This is a genomic window from Methylobacterium sp. Leaf456 (genome assembly GCF_001425465.1).
In the GTDB taxonomy this organism is placed as follows: Bacteria; Pseudomonadota; Alphaproteobacteria; order Rhizobiales; family Beijerinckiaceae; genus Methylobacterium.
Genome location: NZ_LMQV01000001.1, coordinates 429412 through 448548, shown reverse-complemented (window position 1 = coordinate 448548; position 19137 = coordinate 429412). Strand labels below are relative to the sequence as shown.

General features: G+C 68.5%; 12 protein-coding genes. 10 read left to right on the top strand and 2 right to left on the bottom strand.

The genetic code is table 11. The features are described from left to right. Nucleotides 1-60 precede the first annotated feature (60 nt). The 10 genes from ASG52_RS01915 (at nt 61) to ASG52_RS01870 (ending at nt 15092) form a co-directional block, all read left to right on the top strand. Entirely contained in the window at nt 61-1221 is a 1161-nt protein-coding gene (locus ASG52_RS01915; RefSeq protein WP_082552302.1) for an efflux RND transporter periplasmic adaptor subunit, read from the top strand. 197 nt (nt 1222-1418) lie between these two features. Continuing rightward, nucleotides 1419-2483 carry an efflux RND transporter periplasmic adaptor subunit gene (locus tag ASG52_RS01910; protein WP_056238399.1) on the top strand — a complete coding sequence of 355 codons (1065 nt, stop codon included), beginning with the start codon at nt 1419-1421 and terminating at the stop codon, nt 2481-2483. 22 nt (nt 2484-2505) lie between these two features. Then, nucleotides 2506-5562, top strand: a complete 3057-nt coding sequence (locus ASG52_RS01905) for an efflux RND transporter permease subunit (RefSeq protein WP_056238229.1) — start codon at nt 2506-2508, stop codon at nt 5560-5562. A 340-nt stretch (nt 5563-5902) separates the two neighbouring features. Beyond that, entirely contained in the window at nt 5903-6226 is a 324-nt protein-coding gene (locus tag ASG52_RS01900; RefSeq protein WP_056238228.1) for a rhodanese-like domain-containing protein, read from the top strand. 133 nt (nt 6227-6359) lie between these two features. After that, a complete protein-coding gene (locus ASG52_RS01895) occupies nt 6360-7499 on the top strand; it encodes an efflux RND transporter periplasmic adaptor subunit (protein ID WP_502691014.1) in 1140 nt (379 codons plus the stop codon). Between the two features lie 154 nt (nt 7500-7653). Then, nucleotides 7654-10848 carry an efflux RND transporter permease subunit gene (locus ASG52_RS01890; RefSeq protein WP_056238223.1) on the top strand — a complete coding sequence of 1065 codons (3195 nt, stop codon included), beginning with the start codon at nt 7654-7656 and terminating at the stop codon, nt 10846-10848. 80 nt (nt 10849-10928) lie between these two features. Continuing rightward, nucleotides 10929-11804, top strand: coding sequence for an MBL fold metallo-hydrolase (locus ASG52_RS01885; protein WP_056238219.1), 876 nt, complete (start codon nt 10929-10931; stop codon nt 11802-11804). A 504-nt stretch (nt 11805-12308) separates the two neighbouring features. After that, nucleotides 12309-13769: a methyl-accepting chemotaxis protein gene (locus ASG52_RS01880; protein ID WP_056238216.1), complete on the top strand. Its 1461-nt coding sequence runs from the start codon at nt 12309-12311 to the stop codon at nt 13767-13769. Between the two features lie 401 nt (nt 13770-14170). Then, nucleotides 14171-14356 (top strand): hypothetical protein, encoded by a 186-nt coding sequence (locus ASG52_RS01875; protein ID WP_056238213.1) that lies wholly within the window; start codon nt 14171-14173, stop codon nt 14354-14356. Nucleotides 14357-14444: 88 nt separating this feature from the next. Then, nucleotides 14445-15092 (top strand): DedA family protein, encoded by a 648-nt coding sequence (locus tag ASG52_RS01870; RefSeq protein ID WP_056238210.1) that lies wholly within the window; start codon nt 14445-14447, stop codon nt 15090-15092. 224 nt (nt 15093-15316) lie between these two features. Here the strand turns inward: ASG52_RS01870 and ASG52_RS01865 are convergent, their stop codons facing one another. Both ASG52_RS01865 and trmB read right to left on the bottom strand, forming a co-directional pair. Continuing rightward, entirely contained in the window at nt 15317-18139 is a 2823-nt protein-coding gene (locus ASG52_RS01865; RefSeq protein ID WP_056238206.1) for a bifunctional transaldolase/phosoglucose isomerase, read from the bottom strand. Nucleotides 18140-18416: 277 nt separating this feature from the next. Continuing rightward, nucleotides 18417-19136: a tRNA (guanine(46)-N(7))-methyltransferase TrmB gene (trmB, locus tag ASG52_RS01860; RefSeq protein WP_056238201.1), complete on the bottom strand. Its 720-nt coding sequence runs from the start codon at nt 19134-19136 to the stop codon at nt 18417-18419. Nucleotide 19137 lies beyond the last annotated feature (1 nt).

The following is a 19137-nucleotide window of genomic DNA, read 5'->3' as shown; positions in this document are numbered from 1 at the left end:
CCGTCCGTCGTCCGCGACGGCGAGCCCGGCGCCCGGAAAGCTCAGGCCGCGATGTCCCGCATGGCTTCCCTCTCGGTATCCCGCCCGTCGGCGCGTCTCCCACGCGCCCTCCTGCTCCTGGCCCTCGCGCTGGCGCCGACTTCCGTCCGCGCCGCGGGGGAGGTGCGAGGGGAGGCGCGAGGGGATGCGGCGGTGCTCGACGATCCGACCGTGGTGCTGGTGCGCGTCGTCCAGGCACACAAGAGCCTGGTGGCAAGCGACGTGGTGCTGACCGGCGACATCCAGGCCCAGGCCCAGACCAACGTCGCCTTTCGCACCAACGGCAAGGTGGCCGAGCGCCGGGTCGAGGTCGGCGACCATGTCGCCGCCGATCAAGTGCTCGCGGTGCTGGAGCCGCTGGTGCAGCGGGCCAACCTCGACAACGCCCGCGCCGCGCTCGTCTCGGCGGAGGCGCAGTTGACTCAGGCCAAGGTCACCTTCGAGCGCCAGAAGCAGCTTCTGGCCGGCGGCTACACCACGCGCCCGACCTACGACAACGCCGAGCAGCAACTGCGCACCAGTCAGGCCGCGGTCGATTCGGCAAAGGCGGCATTGGGCACCTCGGAGGAGCAGCTCAGCTACACCGAGCTGCGGGCCGGCGTGTCCGGCATCGTCTTGAGCCGCACCTTCGAGGTGGGGCAGGTGGTGCAGGCCGGCCAATCCGTGATGGTGCTGGCCCAGGACGGCCCGCGCGACGCGGTGTTCAACGTCTACGAGGCGCTCACCGCCAACCCGCCCGAGGCCAAGGCGATCCAGATCATCCTCCAGTCGGACCCGTCGGTGACGGCGGTCGGCCGCGTGCGCGAGATCTCGCCGACCGTCGATCCGCAGAGCGGCACGGTGCGGGTCAAGATGGGCCTCGATTCGACGCCGCCGGCGATGACGCTCGGCGCCGTGGTGATCGGGCGCGGGCGCTTCGGCGGGCGCGAGGCCGTGGTGCTGCCCTGGTCGGCCCTCTACCGCTTCGACAACCGGCCGGCGGTGTGGATCTACGATCCTTCTGCCGGGACGGTCTCGGTGCGCGGCGTCGAGATCGACCGGTACGGCGGCACCGACATCGTGCTCAAGGGCGGCGTGCAGCCGGGCGAGTCGGTGGTGGTCGCCGGCATCCAGTTCCTGCGTCCGGGCCAGCGCGTCGCGGTGGCGCCGCGTTCGGCCGCCGCGGGGGAGGGCGGACGATGACGCTTGTGCCGATCTCCGCGACATCGTCGCCCCAAACCATCCCCCTCATCCTGAGCTGCGGAGCGCAGCGGAGCCTCGAAGGAGGGCTCCAGGGGTCGCGCGCTCCGCTGGAGCCCTCCTTCGAGGCCCGCTCGCGCGGGCACCTCAGGATGAGGGCGTGGGTGGGAGGCGGAGTGCAGCGCTTCGCCCTGCTCGCGATGCTGCCGCTCACGCTGGCCGCCTGCCAACCCTCCCAGGAAGAGCCCGGCCCGCCCCCGGTCCGCCCGGTCCTGACCACGCGCGCCGAGCCCACCGAGAGAGTGATCTTCGGCCCCTTCGCCGGCACGGTGGAGCCACGCTATCAATCGCAGCTCGGCTTCCAGATCGGCGGCCGGGTGGTGGCGCGCGACGTCACCGTCGGCGACGTGGTGAAGAAGGATCAGCGGCTCGCGGCTTTGGACCCCATCGTCTCGCGCTTCGACCTGACCCGCGCCGAGGCCGAACTCGCCGACGCACGGGCGCAATCCGAGAACGCCGCCGCCACCGAGGCCCGCACCCGGCGGCTGATGGATGGCGGCAACGTCACCCAGGCCCAGCTCGACGCGGCGGTGGCCCGGCGCGACACCGCCCAGGCGCGTCTGGCGCAAGCCGGCGCGAGCCTGCAGAAGGCGCGCGACCAGATCGGCTACACCGAGCTGCATGCCGACTTCGACGGCGTCGTCACCCAGCGCCTCGCCGAGATCGGTCAGGTGGTCAGCCCGGGGCAGGGGATCGTGACGCTGGCGCGCCCCGAGACCCGCGAGGCGGTGGTGGACATCCCCGAAACGCTCGTCGGGGCGATGCCGCAGGACGGCGTGTTCACGGTCTCGCTCCAGAGCGCGCCGGAGATCACGGCGCGCGGCCGGGTGCGCGAGGTCGCGCCGTTCGCCGACACCGGCACCCGCACGCGCCGCATCCGCATGACGCTGGAGAATCCCGGCCCGGCCTTCCGGCTGGGGGCCACCATCACGGTCTCGCTGGTGCGCCCGACCCCGCGCCGCTTCCTCCTGCCGGCAACCGCGCTCTTGGAGGCCGACGGCCGCCGCTCGGTCTGGATCGTCTCGGACGCGGGCGAGGGCCGGCAGCAGGTGACGCGCCGCGACGTGACGCTCAGTGCCGAGCCCGACGGCGGGCCCCGCATCGCGGTCGGCGGCGGGGTGCAGCCGGGCGAGCGGGTCGTGGTGGCCGGCATCCATTCCCTGAGCGACGGGCAGCCCGTGCGCCTGCCCGACGAACCGCGCTGATCAGCGGAAGAAGGCTTTTCCCGTGAAGGACTTCAACCTCTCCGACTGGGCGCTCTCGCACCGCTCGCTCGTCTGGTTCCTGATGCTGGTCAGCTTGGCGGCCGGCGCGATGGCCTATTCGCGGCTCGGCCGCGAGGAGGACCCGCCGTTCGCGATCAAGACCATGGTGGTGCAGGCGACCTGGCCCGGCGCCACCATCAAGGACACGCTCGATCAGGTCACCGACCGGATCGAGAAGGAATTGCAGCAAATCAGCGTGCTCGATTACGTCCGCAGCTACACGACGCCCGGTCAATCGACCGTGTTCGTGCAGTTCCGCGACACGACGAGCAAGAACGAGATTCAGCCCGCCTTCTATCAGGTGCGAAAGCGCCTCGGCGACATCCAGCACACCTTCCCGCAAGGGGTGCAGGGGCCGAGCTTCAACGACGAGTTCGGCGACGTCTACGGCAACGTCTACGCCTTCACCGCCGACGGCCTGACCCACCGGCAACTGCGCGACTACGTCGAGGGCGTGCGCACCGAAATCCTGAAGGTCCCCAACATCGGCAAGACCCTGCTGATGGGCGTGCAGGGCGAGACCATCGACCTCGATTTTTCCACCCGCAAGCTCGCGGGCTACGGCATCGACATCCAGGCGCTGATCAAGGCGCTGCAATCGCAGAACGCAGTCGCGGCCTCCGGCGTGGTCCAGGCCGGACCGGAGCGCGTCTCCCTGCGGGTGAGCGGCCAGTTCACCTCGGAGGAATCGCTGCGCGACGTGAACCTGCGCTTCAACGACCGCTTCTTTCGGCTGGCCGACGTCGCCGACATCTCCCGCGGCTACGAGGACCCGCCTGCCGCGATGTTCCGCGTCGACGGCAAGCCCGCCATCGGCCTCGCCATCGCCATGCGGCCCAACGCCAACCTGCTGAAGTTCGGCGAGGACCTGAAGGCGCGCATGCACGTGATCGAGGGCAAGCTGCCCATCGGCGTCGGCATCCATCTCGTCTCGGACCAGCCCAAGATCGTCGAGGAGGCGGTGGGCGGCTTCACCAAGGCGCTGGTCGAGGCGGTGGTGATCGTGCTCCTCGTCAGCTTCGTCAGCCTCGGCCTGCGCGCCGGCCTCGTGGTGGCGATCTCGATCCCGCTCGTGCTCGCCATCGTCTTCGTGGTGATGCAGGTGATGGGTGTCACGCTCCAGCGCATCTCGCTCGGCGCGCTCATCATCGCGCTCGGCCTGCTCGTGGACGACGCGATGATCACCGTCGAGATGATGGTGGCGCGGTTGGAGCTCGGCGACAACCTCAAGAAGGCCGCGACCTTCGCCTACACCTCCACCGCCTTCCCGATGCTGACCGGCACGCTGGTGACCGTGGCGGGCTTCCTGCCGATCGGCTTCAACGGCTCGTCGGCCGGTGAATACACCTACTCGCTCTTCGTCGTGATCGCGGCCTCGCTGCTCGTCTCCTGGGTGGTGGCGGTGCTGTTCGCGCCGCTGCTCGGCGTGACGATCCTGCCCAAGGCCATGAAGCACCATGCCGAGAAGCAGGGCCTGTTCACCCGCATCTTCATGGCCGTCTTGCGCGTCGCGATGCGGCTGCGCTGGATCACGGTGGTGCTGTGCGTCGCCCTGATGGGGCTCGCCATCGTCGGCATGGGCCACGTGCAGCAGCAGTTCTTCCCGTCCTCCGACCGCTCGGAAATCCTCGTCGATCTGACCCTGCCGCAGAACGCCACCATCCGCGAGACCAAGGCGCAGCTCGACCGGTTCGAGGAACACCTTAAGGGCGATCCCGACATCGACCGCTGGTCGTCCTACGTTGGCCAGGGCGCGGTGCGCTTCTACCTGCCCCTCGACCAGCAGCTCGCCAACGCGTTCTACGGCCAGATCGTGATCGTGACGAAATCGCTGGAAATCCGCGACCGGGTGATCACGAAACTGCAGAAGATCGGCCGGCGCGACTTCGTCGGCACCGACGTGCTGGTGCAGCCCCTAAACCTCGGCCCCCCGGTCGGGCGCCCGATCCAGTATCGGCTCTCCGGCCCGGACATCCAGGAGGTGCGCCGCCTCTCGCTCAAGCTCGCCGACGTGGTGGCGACCGACACGCGCGTGGCCGTGCCGACCTTCGACTGGAACGAGCCCGGCAAGGTGCTGCGCGTCGAGATCCTTCAGGACAAGGCGCGCCAGCTCGGCGTCACCAGCCAGGACATCGCCGGCATCCTCAACGCCGTCGTCGGCGGTCAGGCGATCACGCAGGTGCGCGATTCGATCTACCTCGTGAACGTGGTCGGCCGGGCGCGCGCCATCGAGCGTAGCTCCCTCGATACGCTCCAGAGCCTTCAGGTCACGCTCTCGAACGGCTCGGTGGTGCCGATCCTGGCCTTCGCCAAGATCGACTACGACCTGGAGCAGCCCATCGTCTGGCGCCGCGACCGGGTGCCGACGGTGACGGTGCGGGCCACCATCAACGACGCGACCCAGCCGCCGACCATCGTGGCCGCGCTCCAGCCCGCCATCGATGCCTACGTCAAGGCGCTGCCCGAGGGCTACACGCTGGCCACCGGCGGCGCCGTCGAGGAGGCCGGCAAGGGGCAGGGGCCGATCGCGGCGGTCGTGCCGGTGATGCTGCTCGCCATGGCGCTCTTTTTGATGATCCAGCTCCAGAGCTTCCAGAAGCTTTTTCTGGTGTTCTCGGTGGCGCCGCTCGGGTTGATCGGCGTGGTACCGGCCCTGCTGCTGTTCGACAAGCCGATGGGGTTCGTGGCGATCCTCGGCATCCTCGCGCTCATCGGCATCATCGTGCGCAACGCCGTGATCCTGGTGAGCCAGATCGAGGAATGCGAGGCGGACGGCATGGCGCCCTGGGACGCCGTGGTCGAGGCCACGCGCCACCGCATGCGCCCGATCCTGCTGACGGCGGCCGCCGCCAGCCTCGGCCTGATCCCGATCGCCCGCGAGGTGTTCTGGGGGCCGATGGCCTACGCGATGATCGGCGGCATCCTGGCCGCGACGGGGCTGACGCTGCTGTTCCTGCCCGCCCTCTATGTCGGCTGGTACCGGATCAAAGCACCGCCGCGGGGTACGGCGAAGGGCTGATATCGCTATCGCAGGCTGTGTCCCTTGTGGTGGTGTAGCTGAGGGGTGGTCATCGGCGGTTGCCGGGTAGGGTCGGGTTGCGACAACCAACCTCGAACCCGAGAGACCTCCGATGACCGATGAGATGATGGCCCTGCGCGGGCTGATGGTTCTGCAAAGGGTCGGAAGCAGTCCCTCGTATGGTCAAGCTGACTGCGTTTCGACCCTGAGCCCACGGCGGGGGCGGCGATTGCCAGGTGGCCGAAATCGGCCTTAGAAGTCACGGTGTCCATCCGGCATCGCGATCGTCGGCTCGCTCGAAGCCGTCGCGGTGCCTCCTCTCCAAGAAAGTCTCGCCACGATGCAGGTGATCGATCTCGACCGAGACACGGTCAAGCGGGGCCTTGCGGACGGCACGCTGCTGCTCATCGACGTGCGGGAGGACTATGAGTTCGACCGCGGCCACATCCCGGGCTCGGTCTCGTTCCCGCTCTCGACCTTCGATCCGCAGGCGCTGAAGGCGCTGGTCGAGGCGGATGGGCGGCGGCCGGTGTTTTCCTGCGCATCCGGCGTGCGCTCGGTCAACGCGCTCGCCGCCGCGCAAGGCGCGGGGCTCGACATCACCGAGCATTACAAGGGCGCGTTCAAGGACTGGTACGGCGCGGGCGAGCCGATCGAGACCTAAGGGGCCCGCGGGGTGCGAGGCGTTTGGCCGCCGGAAACCTACGGTTCTGAACGAATTGTGAAGGCCATGTGCGCGAGCGCACGCCCGATCCTGCTCTGCCCGGATTAGGCCGCGCCATGCAGGGAACCGAATGATGCGCAGCCTCCGGCCTCTTTTCCTCGCCTCGCCGCTGATCGCCGCCCTGTTCGGGGCGGGCCCAGCGCTCGCGCAGGCCCCCGGCGCGCCGCCGCCCGGCGTGACCGTGGCCAAGCCCGTGGTGAAGGAGATCGTCGAGCAGGACCAGTATACCGGCCGCTTCGACCCGATCGAGTATGTCGAGGTGCGCGCCCGCGTGACCGGCTACCTCGACAAGATCCTGTTTCAGGACGGCGCCAACGTGAAGAAGGGCGAGACGCTCTTCCTCATCGACCGCCGGCCCTACAAGGCGGCCCTGGAGCAGGCCCAGGCCGCACTCACCTCGGCCAAGGCGCGCCTCTCCTTCACCCAGACCGATCTGGAGCGCGCGCAGGTGCTCGCGAAGGGCGGCAACATCTCCGAGCAGGTCACCGACCAGCGCCGCCAGGCCTCGCAGACCGCGCAGGCCGACGTGGACAGCGCGGAAGCGGCGCTGCGCAACGCCCAGCTCAACTTCGACTTCACGGAAGTGAAATCGCCGGTGAACGGGCGCATCAGCCAGCGCCTCGTCACCGAGGGCAACATCGTCATCACCGACCAGACGATGCTGACCACGATCGTCTCGCTCGATCCGATCTATTTCGGCTACACCGTCGATGAGAAGTCGTTCCTGAAGTACCAGGGCACGCTCGGCATCGGCATGGGCGTGACCCAGCGCGGCAAGGGCGCGCCGATCAAGATCGCGCTCGCCGGCGAGGAGAAGCCGACCCGCAAGGGCACGCTCGACTTCGTGGACAACCGCGTCGACAACCAGACCGGCACGGTGCTGCTGCGCGCCACCGTCGAGAACCCGGACGGCTTCATCAAGCCGGGCCTGTTCGGCATCGTCTCGATGCCGGCGACCAAGCCCTATCAGGGCGTCCTGATTCCCGACGAGGCGGTCTCGGCCAACCAGGACAAGCGCATCGTCTACGTGCTCGGCGAGGGCGACAAGGTCGCGGCCAAGACCGTGAAGCTCGGGCCGATGGTCGACGGCTACCGCGTGGTCGCCGAAGGCCTGAAGGGCGACGAGCTGGTCGTCGTCAACGGCGTGGCCAAGGTCCGCCCCGGCGCCCAGGTCAAGCCCGAGACGACCGAGCTTCCGCCGACCAAGAAGTAACGGCCGCAACCGTCTCGGGGGCGAGGGGCGCGGTCGCATTAAAGAGATTTTCGAGCGCGGGCGCTTCCGGAGCAATCTGAGGTGCCGGCCTGAACGCAGACGGCAAGCCGCACGGGTGGCGTCCCACGCGTCACGGCGGCGAGAGGTTTGAACGATGCGTTTCGCCCACTTCTTCGTCGACCGGCCGATCTTCGCCTCGGTGACGTCGATCATCTTCCTGATCATCGGCTTCGTCGCCTACGAGAAGCTGCCGGTCTCGCAATATCCGGAGATCGTGCCGCCGACCGTGACGGTGCGCGCGAGCTTCCCCGGCGCCAACGCCGAGACGGTGGCGGCCACCATCGCGACGCCGCTCGAGCAGGAGATCAACGGCGTCGACAACATGCTCTACATGACGTCGCTGTCGACCAACGACGGCGCGATGCTGCTGACCGTCACGTTCAAGGTCGGCACCAACCTCGATATCGCCAACGTGCTGGTGCAGAACCGCCTCTCGGTCGCCCAGCCGCGCCTGCCGCCGGACGTGCGCAACCTCGGCGTCATCGTGCGCAAGGCCTCGCCCGACCTGATGCTGGTCGTGCACCTGCTCTCCCCGAACAAGACCTACGACCAGAACTATCTGGCCAACTACATCTACCTCAACATCCGTGACGAGATGCTGCGCCTTGAGGGCGTCGGCGACATCACGATCTTCGGCGGCAACGAGTATGCCGAGCGGATCTGGATCGATCCGCAGAAGATGGCCGCCTACGGCCTGACCACGACCGACATCACCACCGCGCTGCAAGAGCAGAACGTGCAGGTCGCCGCCGGCCAGCTCAACGGCCCGCCCGCGGCACCCGGTGCCGCCTTCCAGCTCGTGGTGCAGTCGCAGGGCCGCTTCCAGTCGCCGGAGGAGTTCGCCGACGTCATCGTGAAGGCGAACCAGGGCCGGCTGGTGCGCGTGCGCGACGTCGCCCGCGTCGAGATGGGCCAGAAGGACTACACGACGAACTCCTTCCTCAACGCCACGCCCGCGGTCGGCATCGGCGCGTTCCAGCGTCCCGGCACCAACGCGCTCGACGCCGCCGCCACGGTGAAGGCGACGATGGAGCAGCTGAAGACGAAATTCCCGCCGGACGTCGAGTACCGCATCGCCTACAACCCGACCGAGTTCATCGAGGAATCGATCCACGAGGTCTACAAGACCCTGTTCGAGGCCGTGCTCCTCGTCGTCATCGTGGTGCTGGTGTTCCTCCAGAGCTGGCGCACGGCGCTGATCCCGGTGATCGCGATCCCCGTGTCGCTGGTCGGCACCTTCGCGGTGATGTCGGCGCTCGGCTTCTCGCTCAACAACCTGACCCTGTTCGGGCTGGTGCTCGCCATCGGCATCGTCGTCGACGACGCCATCGTCGTGGTGGAGAACGTCGAGCGCAACATGGCCGAGGGCCTGTCGCCGGGCGAGGCCGCCCACAAGACCATGGACGAGGTGGGCTCGGCGGTCATCGCCATCGCGCTGGTGCTGGCCGCGGTGTTCATCCCGACCGCCTTCATCCCCGGCATCTCGGGCCAGTTCTACAAGCAGTTCGCGCTCACCATCGCGGCCTCGACCATCATCTCGGCCTTCAACTCGCTCACCCTCTCGCCCGCGCTCTGCAAGATCCTGCTGAAGCCGCACCACGAGCACAAAAAGCCGAAGTTCTTCCTCACCCGCTTCGTCAACTGGCTCGCCGACCTGTTCAACCGCGGGTTCGACAAGCTGTCGAACGGCTACGGCCACACCGTCCGCTTCCTCACCGGCACGGCCGTCGGCACCATCGCGATGCTGATCCTCTACGCGGGCGTCATCGCGGGCACGCTGCATCTGGCGCGCACCACGCCCACGGGCTTCATCCCGGATCAGGACCAGGGCTATCTCATCGGCGTCGTGCAGTTGCCCGCGGGCGCCTCGCTCGACCGCACGACGGCGGTGGTGAACCGCGCCGCCGAGATCGCCCGCGGGGTCGATGGCGTCACCAACACCGTCATCATCGCCGGCTTCGACGGCGCGACCTTCACCAACACCACCAACGCGGCGGTGATGTTCCTGACGCTGAAGGGCGCCAAGGAGCGGGCCGCGCAGGGGCGCAGTGCCGCGGTCATCACCGGCGACGTGCTGAAGGCCACCGCGGGCATCCAGGAGGCGCGCGTCATCGTCATCCCGCCCCCGCCGGTGCGCGGCCTCGGTCAGGGCGGCGGCTTCAAGATGCAGATCGAGAGCCGCCAATCCTCGGAGATCGGCCCGCTGCTGGCGGCCGTCGGCGAGGTGCTGGGGCAGGCCAACCAGAGCAAGGAGGTGCAGCGGGTCTTCACGACCTTCGCCAACGACACGCCGCAGCTCTACCTCGACATCGACCGCACGGTGGCCCGGATGCTCAACGTGCCGCTCGCCAACGTCTTCTCGACGGTGCAGGCGGCGCTCGGCGGCACGTATGTGAACGACTTCAACACCTTGGGCCGCATCTATCAGGTGCGCGTGCAGGGCGACGCGGTCTACCGCATGTCCAAGCGCGACATCGAGCAGCTCAAGGTCCGCTCGTCCACCGGCGCGCTGGTGCCGATGGGCACGCTCGCCACGATCCGCGAGATCAGCGGCCCGCAGATCGTCCAGCGGTTCAACCTCTACTACTCGGTGCCGGTGCAGGGCGTGGCGCAGGCCGGCATCTCCACCGGTCAGGCGCTCGACGCGATGGAGGCGATCGCCCAGAAGGCGCTGCCCGAGGGCTACGCCTACGACTGGACCGAGATCGCCTACCAGCAGAAGGCGGCGGGCGACACGGCCATCTACGTCTTCGCGCTCGGCGTGCTGCTCGTCTTCCTCGTGCTCGCGGCACAGTACGAGTCGTGGGCCCTGCCGCTCGCGATCCTGCTGGTGGTGCCGACCGGCGTGCTCTCCGCCCTGTTCGGGGTGCAGCTCAGGGGGCAGGACAACAACATCCTGACCCAGATCGGCCTGATCGTGCTCATCGGCCTGGCGGCCAAGAACGCGATCCTGATCGTCGAGTTCGCCAACGACATCGAGGAGAGCGAGCACAAGGGCCCGGTGGACGCCGCGGTCCAGGCCTGCCGCTTGCGGCTTCGCCCGATCCTGATGACGGCCTTCGCCTTCATCCTCGGCGTGCTGCCGCTCGTGATCGCCACCGGCCCCGGCGCCGAGATGCGTCAGGCGCTCGGCACCGCGGTGTTCTTCGGCATGATCGGCGCGACCTTCTTCGGCCTGTTCCTCACCCCGGTCTTCTACGTCGTGATCCGCAGGATCGTGATCTGGATCGGGAAGAAGCGCGGCAAGGGAACCGAGTCCGAGCCGCACGGCGCAGCCGCCCACGGCTGACCATTTGCCCCGCAGGGGATGCGAACGCGGCCGGAAGCCCTAGCTTCCGGCCGTTGTCATTTGTCGCGACAGGATCGCCCGTGCCCGGTTACCTGCCCTTCGCGGGCGCCCTGAAGCTTCCCGCCTACACCTGCGACAATTGCGGGTTCTGGCAGCGCCATTTCGCGGCCCCGCCCTCCTGCCCGATGTGCCTCGACGCCCGCCACGTCGTGCCGCAGGACGGCTGGCGCTTCCGCTCGGAGCGGGAGGCGCAGGACGCCTTCCCCTGCCACTGGCAGGAGCTGGAGCCGGGCGTCTGGCGCTTCTGGAACGAGCCGGTCTCGGGCATCGGCCCGAGCGCCTACCTCGTCCAGACGGAGCACGGGAACATGGGCTTCGAGGGCTGCCCGGTCTTCAGCGAGGCCGCGCTCGACCAGATCGCGCGGCTCGGCGGGATGCAGGTGCTCTCGTCCTCGCACCCGCATGCCTACGGCGCGCTGGTGCAGCTCCAGGACCGGTTCGACCCGGAGCTGTGCCTGCCGGCCGCCGACTTCACGTGGAGCGCCGCGCTTCAGGTCTCCTGGCCCTACGACGATTTTCTGGAACCCTTGCCGGGTTTGGAACTGCACCGGACGGCGGGCCATTTCGACGGCCACGCGGTGCTGTTCGACCGCAAGCGCAAGATCTGCTTCTGCGGCGATGCCCTGAAGTTCGAACTCGACCCGAACGATTTCCGGCGGGCGACGACGATCTCGGCGCACAAGGCCTTCGTGCGCGGCGTGCCGCTCACCGTGAACGAGCTGCGCCATTACCGCGACGTGTTCGAGCGGCTCGACTTCACCCAGACCTGGACCCCGTTCGAGCCGGCGGCCAATGTCGGCCGCACCGAGGTGCTGGCGCTGATCGACGCGATGCTCGGCACCCGGCCCCATGCCGCCCCGGTGCCGCTCGACCAGTTGCCCATCGCCAAGCGTTGAGAGCTCGTTTGACGGGCCCATCCCACCCAATTCCTCATCCTGAGGTGCCGCGTCTGCGGCCTCGAAGGAGGGCTCCAGCGGATCGCCGAGACTTCTTGGGCCCTCCTTCGAGGCTCCGCTTCGCGGAGCCCATCAGGATGAGGGTGAGGATGGGATCGATCGCAGAATCGAACCGTTCCCGGCCTGAGCCGCATGGACATCGTATCGACTTGCGCATTCGGACTAGGCCATCCGGCCAAAGAGCGTCCGGCCCTCTGCATTCCGCCACTCAGTCAATTCCTTCAGAGACTTGGCCGAGCGCACTTTCGAAAACATCAAATGCTAATTTTACCCGATTCTCCCGGCACTTAATTGCCTCTTAACCCGCATGATCAAACATTCGTGAGGAGGCGGCGAACACGTGACTGACCCCGAAAGCAGCGTCAGTGGCTTCGGCGCCCCATGATCGACAGGTGATCCTCGACGCGACGACGTGCGGGGCTCGCCGCTGCAGGGGCTGAGCGGATGTTCCGGAAACCGACCTACAACGAGGCGCAGGCGAGGCTCGACGCGCTCGACCGATCACTCGCCACCATCGAGTTCGCCATGGACGGCACCGTCTTGAACGCGAACCGCAACTTCCTCGCCGTGGTCGGCTATTCGCTCGAGGAGATCAAGGGCAAGCATCACCGCACGTTCTGCGACCCCGATTACGTCGCGGGCGCCGAGTACGATGCCTTCTGGGCGAAGCTCCGGAACGGCGAATACGCCTCGGGCGAGTTCGCCCGCCGCGACAAGGCCGGCCGGCGCGTCTGGCTGGAGGCGACCTACAACCCGGTCCTCGGCGCCACGGGCAAGCCGGAGCGGGTGGTGAAGTTCGCCGCCGACATCACCACCAAGAAGAACGAGACCAGCCGGCTGATGACGATGATCGACGGCATGCCCGTCGCCGTCATGACCGCCGACCCGAAAGACGACTTCAAGATCAACTACCTCAACAAGACTTCGCAGACGACGCTCGGCTCGATCGAGCAGCACCTGCCGATCAAGGTCGCGCAGATGCTGGGCTCGTCCTTCGACGTGTTCCACAAGAACCCCCACCACCAGCGCACCATGCTGGCGGATGCGAGCCGCCTGCCGCACCGGACCAAGATCAAGGTCGGGCCCGAAACGCTGGATCTGCGCGTCTCGGCGATCAACGGACCGGACGGGCGCTATGTCGGGCCGATGCTGACCTGGGCGGTGGTGACCGCCGAGGTGCAGATGGCCGCGGAAGTGAAGCGCGTCGTCGAGGCCGTCGGCACGGCGGTGGGCGAGATGCAACGCTCCGCCGAGGGCCTGACCCGCTCGGCGGAGGAGGCGCGCCATCGCGCCTCGTCGGTCGCCGCCGGCTCCGAGCAGATGACCGCCTCGATCCAGGAGATTTCCGGCCAGGTCGGCAGCGTCTCCGAGCGCGCCAAGCGCATCGCCACCCAGGCCGAGGCCACCGACACCACCGTCCGGTTGCTCGCCGAGAGCGCTCGCAAGGTCGATGCGGTGGTCGCGATGATCAAGTCGATCGCCGACCAGACCAACCTTCTGGCGTTGAACGCCACCATCGAGGCGGCGCGTGCTGGCGCCGCCGGCCGGGGCTTCGCCGTGGTCGCCACCGAGGTGAAGGCGCTGGCCGAGCAGACCGCGCGGGCGACCGGCGAGATCGGGGGCCAGATCGCGGCGATCCAGAGCGCGACCGGCGAGGCGGTCGAGGCCATCGGCGGCATCACCGCGGCGGTCTCGGAACTCTCCAACCTTACGGTCGCCATGGCGAGCGCGGTCGAGGAGCAGGCGGCCTCGACCCACGAGATGTCGGGCAACATCGGCGGCGTGTCGGCCGCGGCCAACGCCACCGGCGAGTTCGCCGAGTCGGTGCGCGGCATCGCCGACAACCTCGCCGGCCATTCGGTCAGCCTCGGCGGCAGCGTCGAGCGCTTCCTCAAGGCGAACTGAGAGTCTGTCGGATCCGGCGATCCGATCAAATCCCCTCATCCTGAGATGCCGCGAAGCGGCTTCGAAGGAGAGCTCCGGTGTATCGCGCGATCCGCTGGAGCCCTCCTTCGAAGCTCCGCATCTCAGGATGAGGGTGAGGATGGGAGGAGTCGCAGAATCGACCGATCATGAAGAGCCACGTCGAACCGGCTCTGAGCCGAGAACCGATCAGGGCGAGCGCCGCCGGCGATGGCCCGAACCGCGTGCCCGGCGGCACGCGATTCGACCACGTGGTGCAACCGACGGCCCGGTCGCGACTTGATGTCTCGGAAGCGCCCCGCGCGTCCGCCTATTGAGCCGGCGGCGGGGCACCATTCGCGACATCCTTCCCCCCACGCTGCGGGACCGGCACCCGTCACGCCATGATCGACACCGTCAACCTCCTGCCGCCCGGCTTCGGCCCCAGGGCGAACCCTCTGCTCTTCGGCGTGTCCGAGGGGCTGATGCATCTGTTCCCGCTGCCGACCGCCGATCATCCGGCCGTCGTCGCGAGCGAGCCGTCCGTCGAGCCGGCACCGGCACCGGCGCCCCTGGCCGCGGAGGCCTGACGGTCGCGGGCGCCGAAGAAGTGTGCGCCCTGTTGCGGCCACGTTCATCACAACAGTGCCGCGTACGAATCGCGGAGAGTTTTCATCCATGTCCTTCCTGCAAGGGCTGCCGATCGGCGACCTGATCGCGCATTACGGCTACCTCGCCGTCTTCGTCATCATCACCCTGGAAAGCGCGGGCCTGCCCCTGCCGGGGGAGACGATCCTGCTGACCGCTGCGATCTATGCCGGCAGCACCGGCGGCCTGAACATCGTCCTTGTGGTGGGCGCCGCCGCCGCCGCGGCGATCCTCGGCGACAACCTCGGCTACTGGGTCGGGCGCCGCTGGGGCATGCCGCTGCTGCTCCGCTACGGCCATCTCATCGCCCTCGACCACGGGCGGCTGAAGCTCGGACAGTACCTGTTCCGCGAGCACGGCGGGAAGATCGTGTTCTTCGGTCGCTTCACCGCGATGCTGCGCGCCTACGCCGCCGTGCTGGCCGGCGTGAACAAGCTCGATGCCCGCCGCTTCTTCATCTTCAACGGGCTGGGCGGCGTCGCCTGGGCCTCGATCATGGGCTTCGGCGCCTATTGGTGCGGCCGCTCCATCGAGCACATCATCGGCCCGATCGGGCTGGGCCTGCTCGCCTTCGTGGTCTTCGGTGGCCTCGCGCTCTGGCTCTTCATGAAGCGCCACGAGGAGCGCCTGCTGATCAAGGCCGAGGCGGCGATTCCGGGACCGCTCACCACGCACTGAGTGGTGCACCAACATGAAAAAGGGCGGTGCACTGCACCGCCCTTTTTTCGTTTCACCCCCCGCCGTCATTCCGGGGCGCCGAAGGCGAACCCGGAATCCACGACTGGGCGCGACGGTGTGAGTCGCCGCGCATCACGGGTGGATTCCGGGTTCCGCTGCGCGGCCCCGGAATGACGGCGGTCGAGGATGCGAATCCCCATTCCCCCGAGAGAAGCCGAGCCGGCCTACGCCACCGCGCCCTTGATCGCCGCCGCGACGCGCTTGACGCCGCTTGCGACGTCGCCGCCCTTGAGGTGGATGCGCAGCGCCCGGCGCTTGCGCTCGGACAGCACCGCGAAATCGCCCCGCGCCTGCGCCGCGATCACCGTCTTGAACCCGAGCTTGCGGCCGGGAATCGCGAGGTCGGCCGACGGGTCGGCGGTGATCTGGAGGAACACGCCGGAGGCCGGCCCGCCCTTGTAGGCCTGCCCCGTCGAGTGGAGGAAGCGCGGGCCGAACTCCAGGCAGGTCGCCACCTGCCAGGCGTCGCGCACGGCGAGCCGCGCCTCCTGCAACGCCGCGTGATGCGCCGCGTTGCGCTCGACATAGGCCAGCACGGCGACGTAGTCGCCGGCCTTCACCCGGCCGAGATGGGCCGCGACAAGCGCCTCGAAGCCCTCGCCCTGGCGCAAAGCCTCGGCGTTGGCGGCGTCCGCATAGAGGGCGACGGTATCGTCCTCGAAGATCGGCGTCTCGACGGGGAGCGCGCCGGTCTCCTCGGCGCTGGCAAAGAGCTTCTTGGTCTCGACCTTGCTGGCCTCCACGTCCGGCTGGTCGAACGGGTTGATGCCGAGCACCGCACCCGCGACCGCCGTCGCGATCTCGAAGCGGAAGAACTCCTGCGGCAGTTGCTCGACCTTTTCGAGGTCGATGCGCACCACCGGCTGGGCCTCGCTCTCCAGGATCTTCACCGCCTCGTCCTGGCGCGCATCGGCGCGGCTCGTCAGGCGCAGGTACACGAACAGCCGATCCTCGCCGTAGACCGCCGGCACGCCCACCGGTTCGCCCTCGACCGGGATGATGCCGTGGCCTTCCTTGCCGGTCGATTCGGCGATGAGCTGCTCGGCCCAGGTGCCGAAGGTGTCGAGGCCAGGCGAGGCGATGAAGGTGATCTTGTCGCGCCCGAACTCCTTGGCCGCAACGCCCATCGCCGCGCCGAGCCGCACGCCGGGATTGGCCGCCGGCGGCACCGCCGGCCCGCAGGAGCGCACCATCATCCGCGCCGCGTCAAGGAACTCGCGGATTTCGACGCCCGCCGCCGCCGCCGGCACGAGCCCGAAGGCGGACAGCACCGAGTAGCGCCCGCCGATCTGCGGCACGCCCAGGAAGATCTTGCGGAAGTTGTCGTCCTTCGCCGCCTTCTCCATCGCCGAGCCCGGATCGGTCACCGCGACGAAGTGGCGGCCGGCCCTGTCGGCGCCGACGACCTCCTTCATCCGGCCGAGGAAGTAGTCGCGAAACACGTTCGGCTCCAGCGTCGAGCCCGACTTCGAGGCGACGATGAAGAGGGTCTTTTCGAGGTTCACCGCGGCCTCGACGGCGCGCACCTCGTCCGGGTCGGTTGAGTCGAGGATGCGGAGCTTCGGAAAGCCCTCGCGATGGCCGTAGGTGGCCGCAATCACCTCCGGCCCGAGACTGGAGCCGCCCATGCCGAGCACCACGACGTCGGTGAAGCCCTCCGAGCGAACCTCGTCCGCAAAACCTTCGTAGAGATCGACGCGCTCCAGCTCGTCCTCGACGATGCGCAGCCAACCGAGCCACTTCGCCTCGTCGCGGCCGGACCAGACGGTGGCGTCGTGCGCCCACAGGCGACGGATCGCGCCGCTCGCGCGCCAGGACTCGATCGCCTTGTCGGTCGCGCTCTGCAGCGCGTCGCCGAGCTTGCACGACTGCGCATTGAGGCGATGGTCGAGCAGAGCCGCGCGCTTGCCCGCGACCGCGCCGAGCAGCGCGTCGGCGGCATCGACGAAGAGCCCGACGCCCTCGTCCACGAGCTGGCGGCCCACCGCCTCGATGTCGATGCCGGCCTGTGCCAGCCGATCCATCACGGCTTGCGCCCCCTCGACGTCCTCTTCCAGCGAGGCCCGCACCGTCCCGTGGTCGCGGAAGGCGTCCATGGTCGCGGGCGGCATGGTGTTGACGGTGTTCCTGCCGATCAGTTCCTCGACATAGAGCACGTCGGAATAGGCCTTGTTCTTGGTCCCCGTGGAGGCCCAGAGCAGCCGCTGCGCCTTCGCGCCCTTCGCCTCCAGCGCCTCCCACTTGGCGCCGGAGAAGACGCGCTTGTAGCGTTGATAGGCGAGCTTGGCGTTGGCCACCGCGACCTTGCCCTTCAGCTCCTCGTAGCCGCCGACCTCGTCGAGCTTCTTGTCCACCAGCGTGTCGATGCGGCTGATGAAGAAGCTCGCGACCGATGCAACCTTCGACACGTCGCCGCCCTTGGCGCCGAATTCGGTCAGCCCGTCGATGAAGGCGTGGGCGACGGCTTCGTAGACGTCCTGCGAGAACAGCAGGGTGACGTTGACCGAGATGCCCTCGGACGTGAGCTGGCGGATCGCCGGAATGCCAGCGGGGGTGGCCGGCACCTTCACCATCAGGTTGTCGCGCCCCACCGCCTTGTGCAGGCGGCGGGCCTCCGTCAGCGTCTCCTCAGTGTCGAGCGCCAGATACGGCGAGACTTCGAGGCTCACGTAGCCGTCGGCGCCGTCGCTGGTGTCGTAGACCCGGCGCAGCACGTCGGCGGCGGCCTGGATGTCGACGATGGCGAGCCCCTCGTAGAGGTCGATCACGCGGGCGTCGGACTGGTCGAGCGCGGCCTTGAGGCTGTCGTCGTACTCGTTCGAGTGGCCGATCGCCTTCTCGAAGATCGACGGGTTGGAGGTGACGCCGCGCAGGTCGTCGCGCTCGACCAGCGCCTGCAACTCACCCTTCGCGACGAAGCCGCGGGCCACGAAATCGAGCCAGACCGCCTGCTCGTGCTCGGTGAAGAGGGCGTTCAGCGCGTTCATCTCGGTCGTCCTCGCGTGTTTTGTCCCGCACCCCGTAAATAGGGCGGCCTCGCCCGCGCAACGCCCCCTTCCGGGCGCGCAGGAGCATCCGGCGCAGCGCAGGTCCAAGCGTGACGGTGATGGTGCCCGGAGGGCGCTTCGGCAAGACGGTCAGCGAGGCTTTGTTGGATGAGCCTACGTTCAGAACCCATTTGGCCAACTTTTCCCACCCATCCCCCTCATCCTGAGGCGCGCAGAACGCATCGCGCAGACCTCAAGCAGGTCCGTCAAACGATTGTCAGACGCGCTCGAAGGTCAGGTAGCTCGGCAGCCGACCGGCGGCCAGCGCCTTGGCCTCGTAGCGGGTGCCGGGCCAGCCGGGGAACGGCGTGCGCCAGTCGTCGGCGGTCTGCGCCGTCCAGTGCAAGGACGGGCAGCGGGCGGCCCGCACCAGGGTCCAGCCGGCATAGTCGTCGATGTCGGAGGCAAACCGAAAATGACCGCCGGGGCGCAGCACGCGGGCGATCTCAGCGAGCGAGGCGTCCGACACGAAGCGGCGCTTGCGCTGGCGGCGCTTCGGCCACGGATCGGGATAGAGCAGGTAGACTCGCGTCAGGCAGGCGTCGGGCAGCGCGGCGAGGAGGGCGGTGGCGTCCTCGTCCCAGACGCGGACGTTGCGCAAAGCCCCGTCGTCCACCGCACGCAGCAGCTTGACCACGCCGTTGACGAAGGGCTCGCAGCCGATGATGCCGGTCCGCGGATGCGCCGCGGCCTGGGCGGCGAGATGCTCGCCGCCGCCGAAGCCGATCTCCAGCCACACCTCGTCCACCGGAACGGGAAACAGGACAGGGGGATCGAGGGTGTCGCCGCGCTCGGGCAGCGCGACGCGTAAATCGGGGAGCAGCGATTCCAGCCGCTGTTCCTGGCCCGGCCGCAGCCGTTTGCCCTTGCGACGCCCGTAGAAGGCGCGCTCGTCGCTCCCGCCCGCCTCGGGAGGGATGGTCTCATCCCTCCCCATG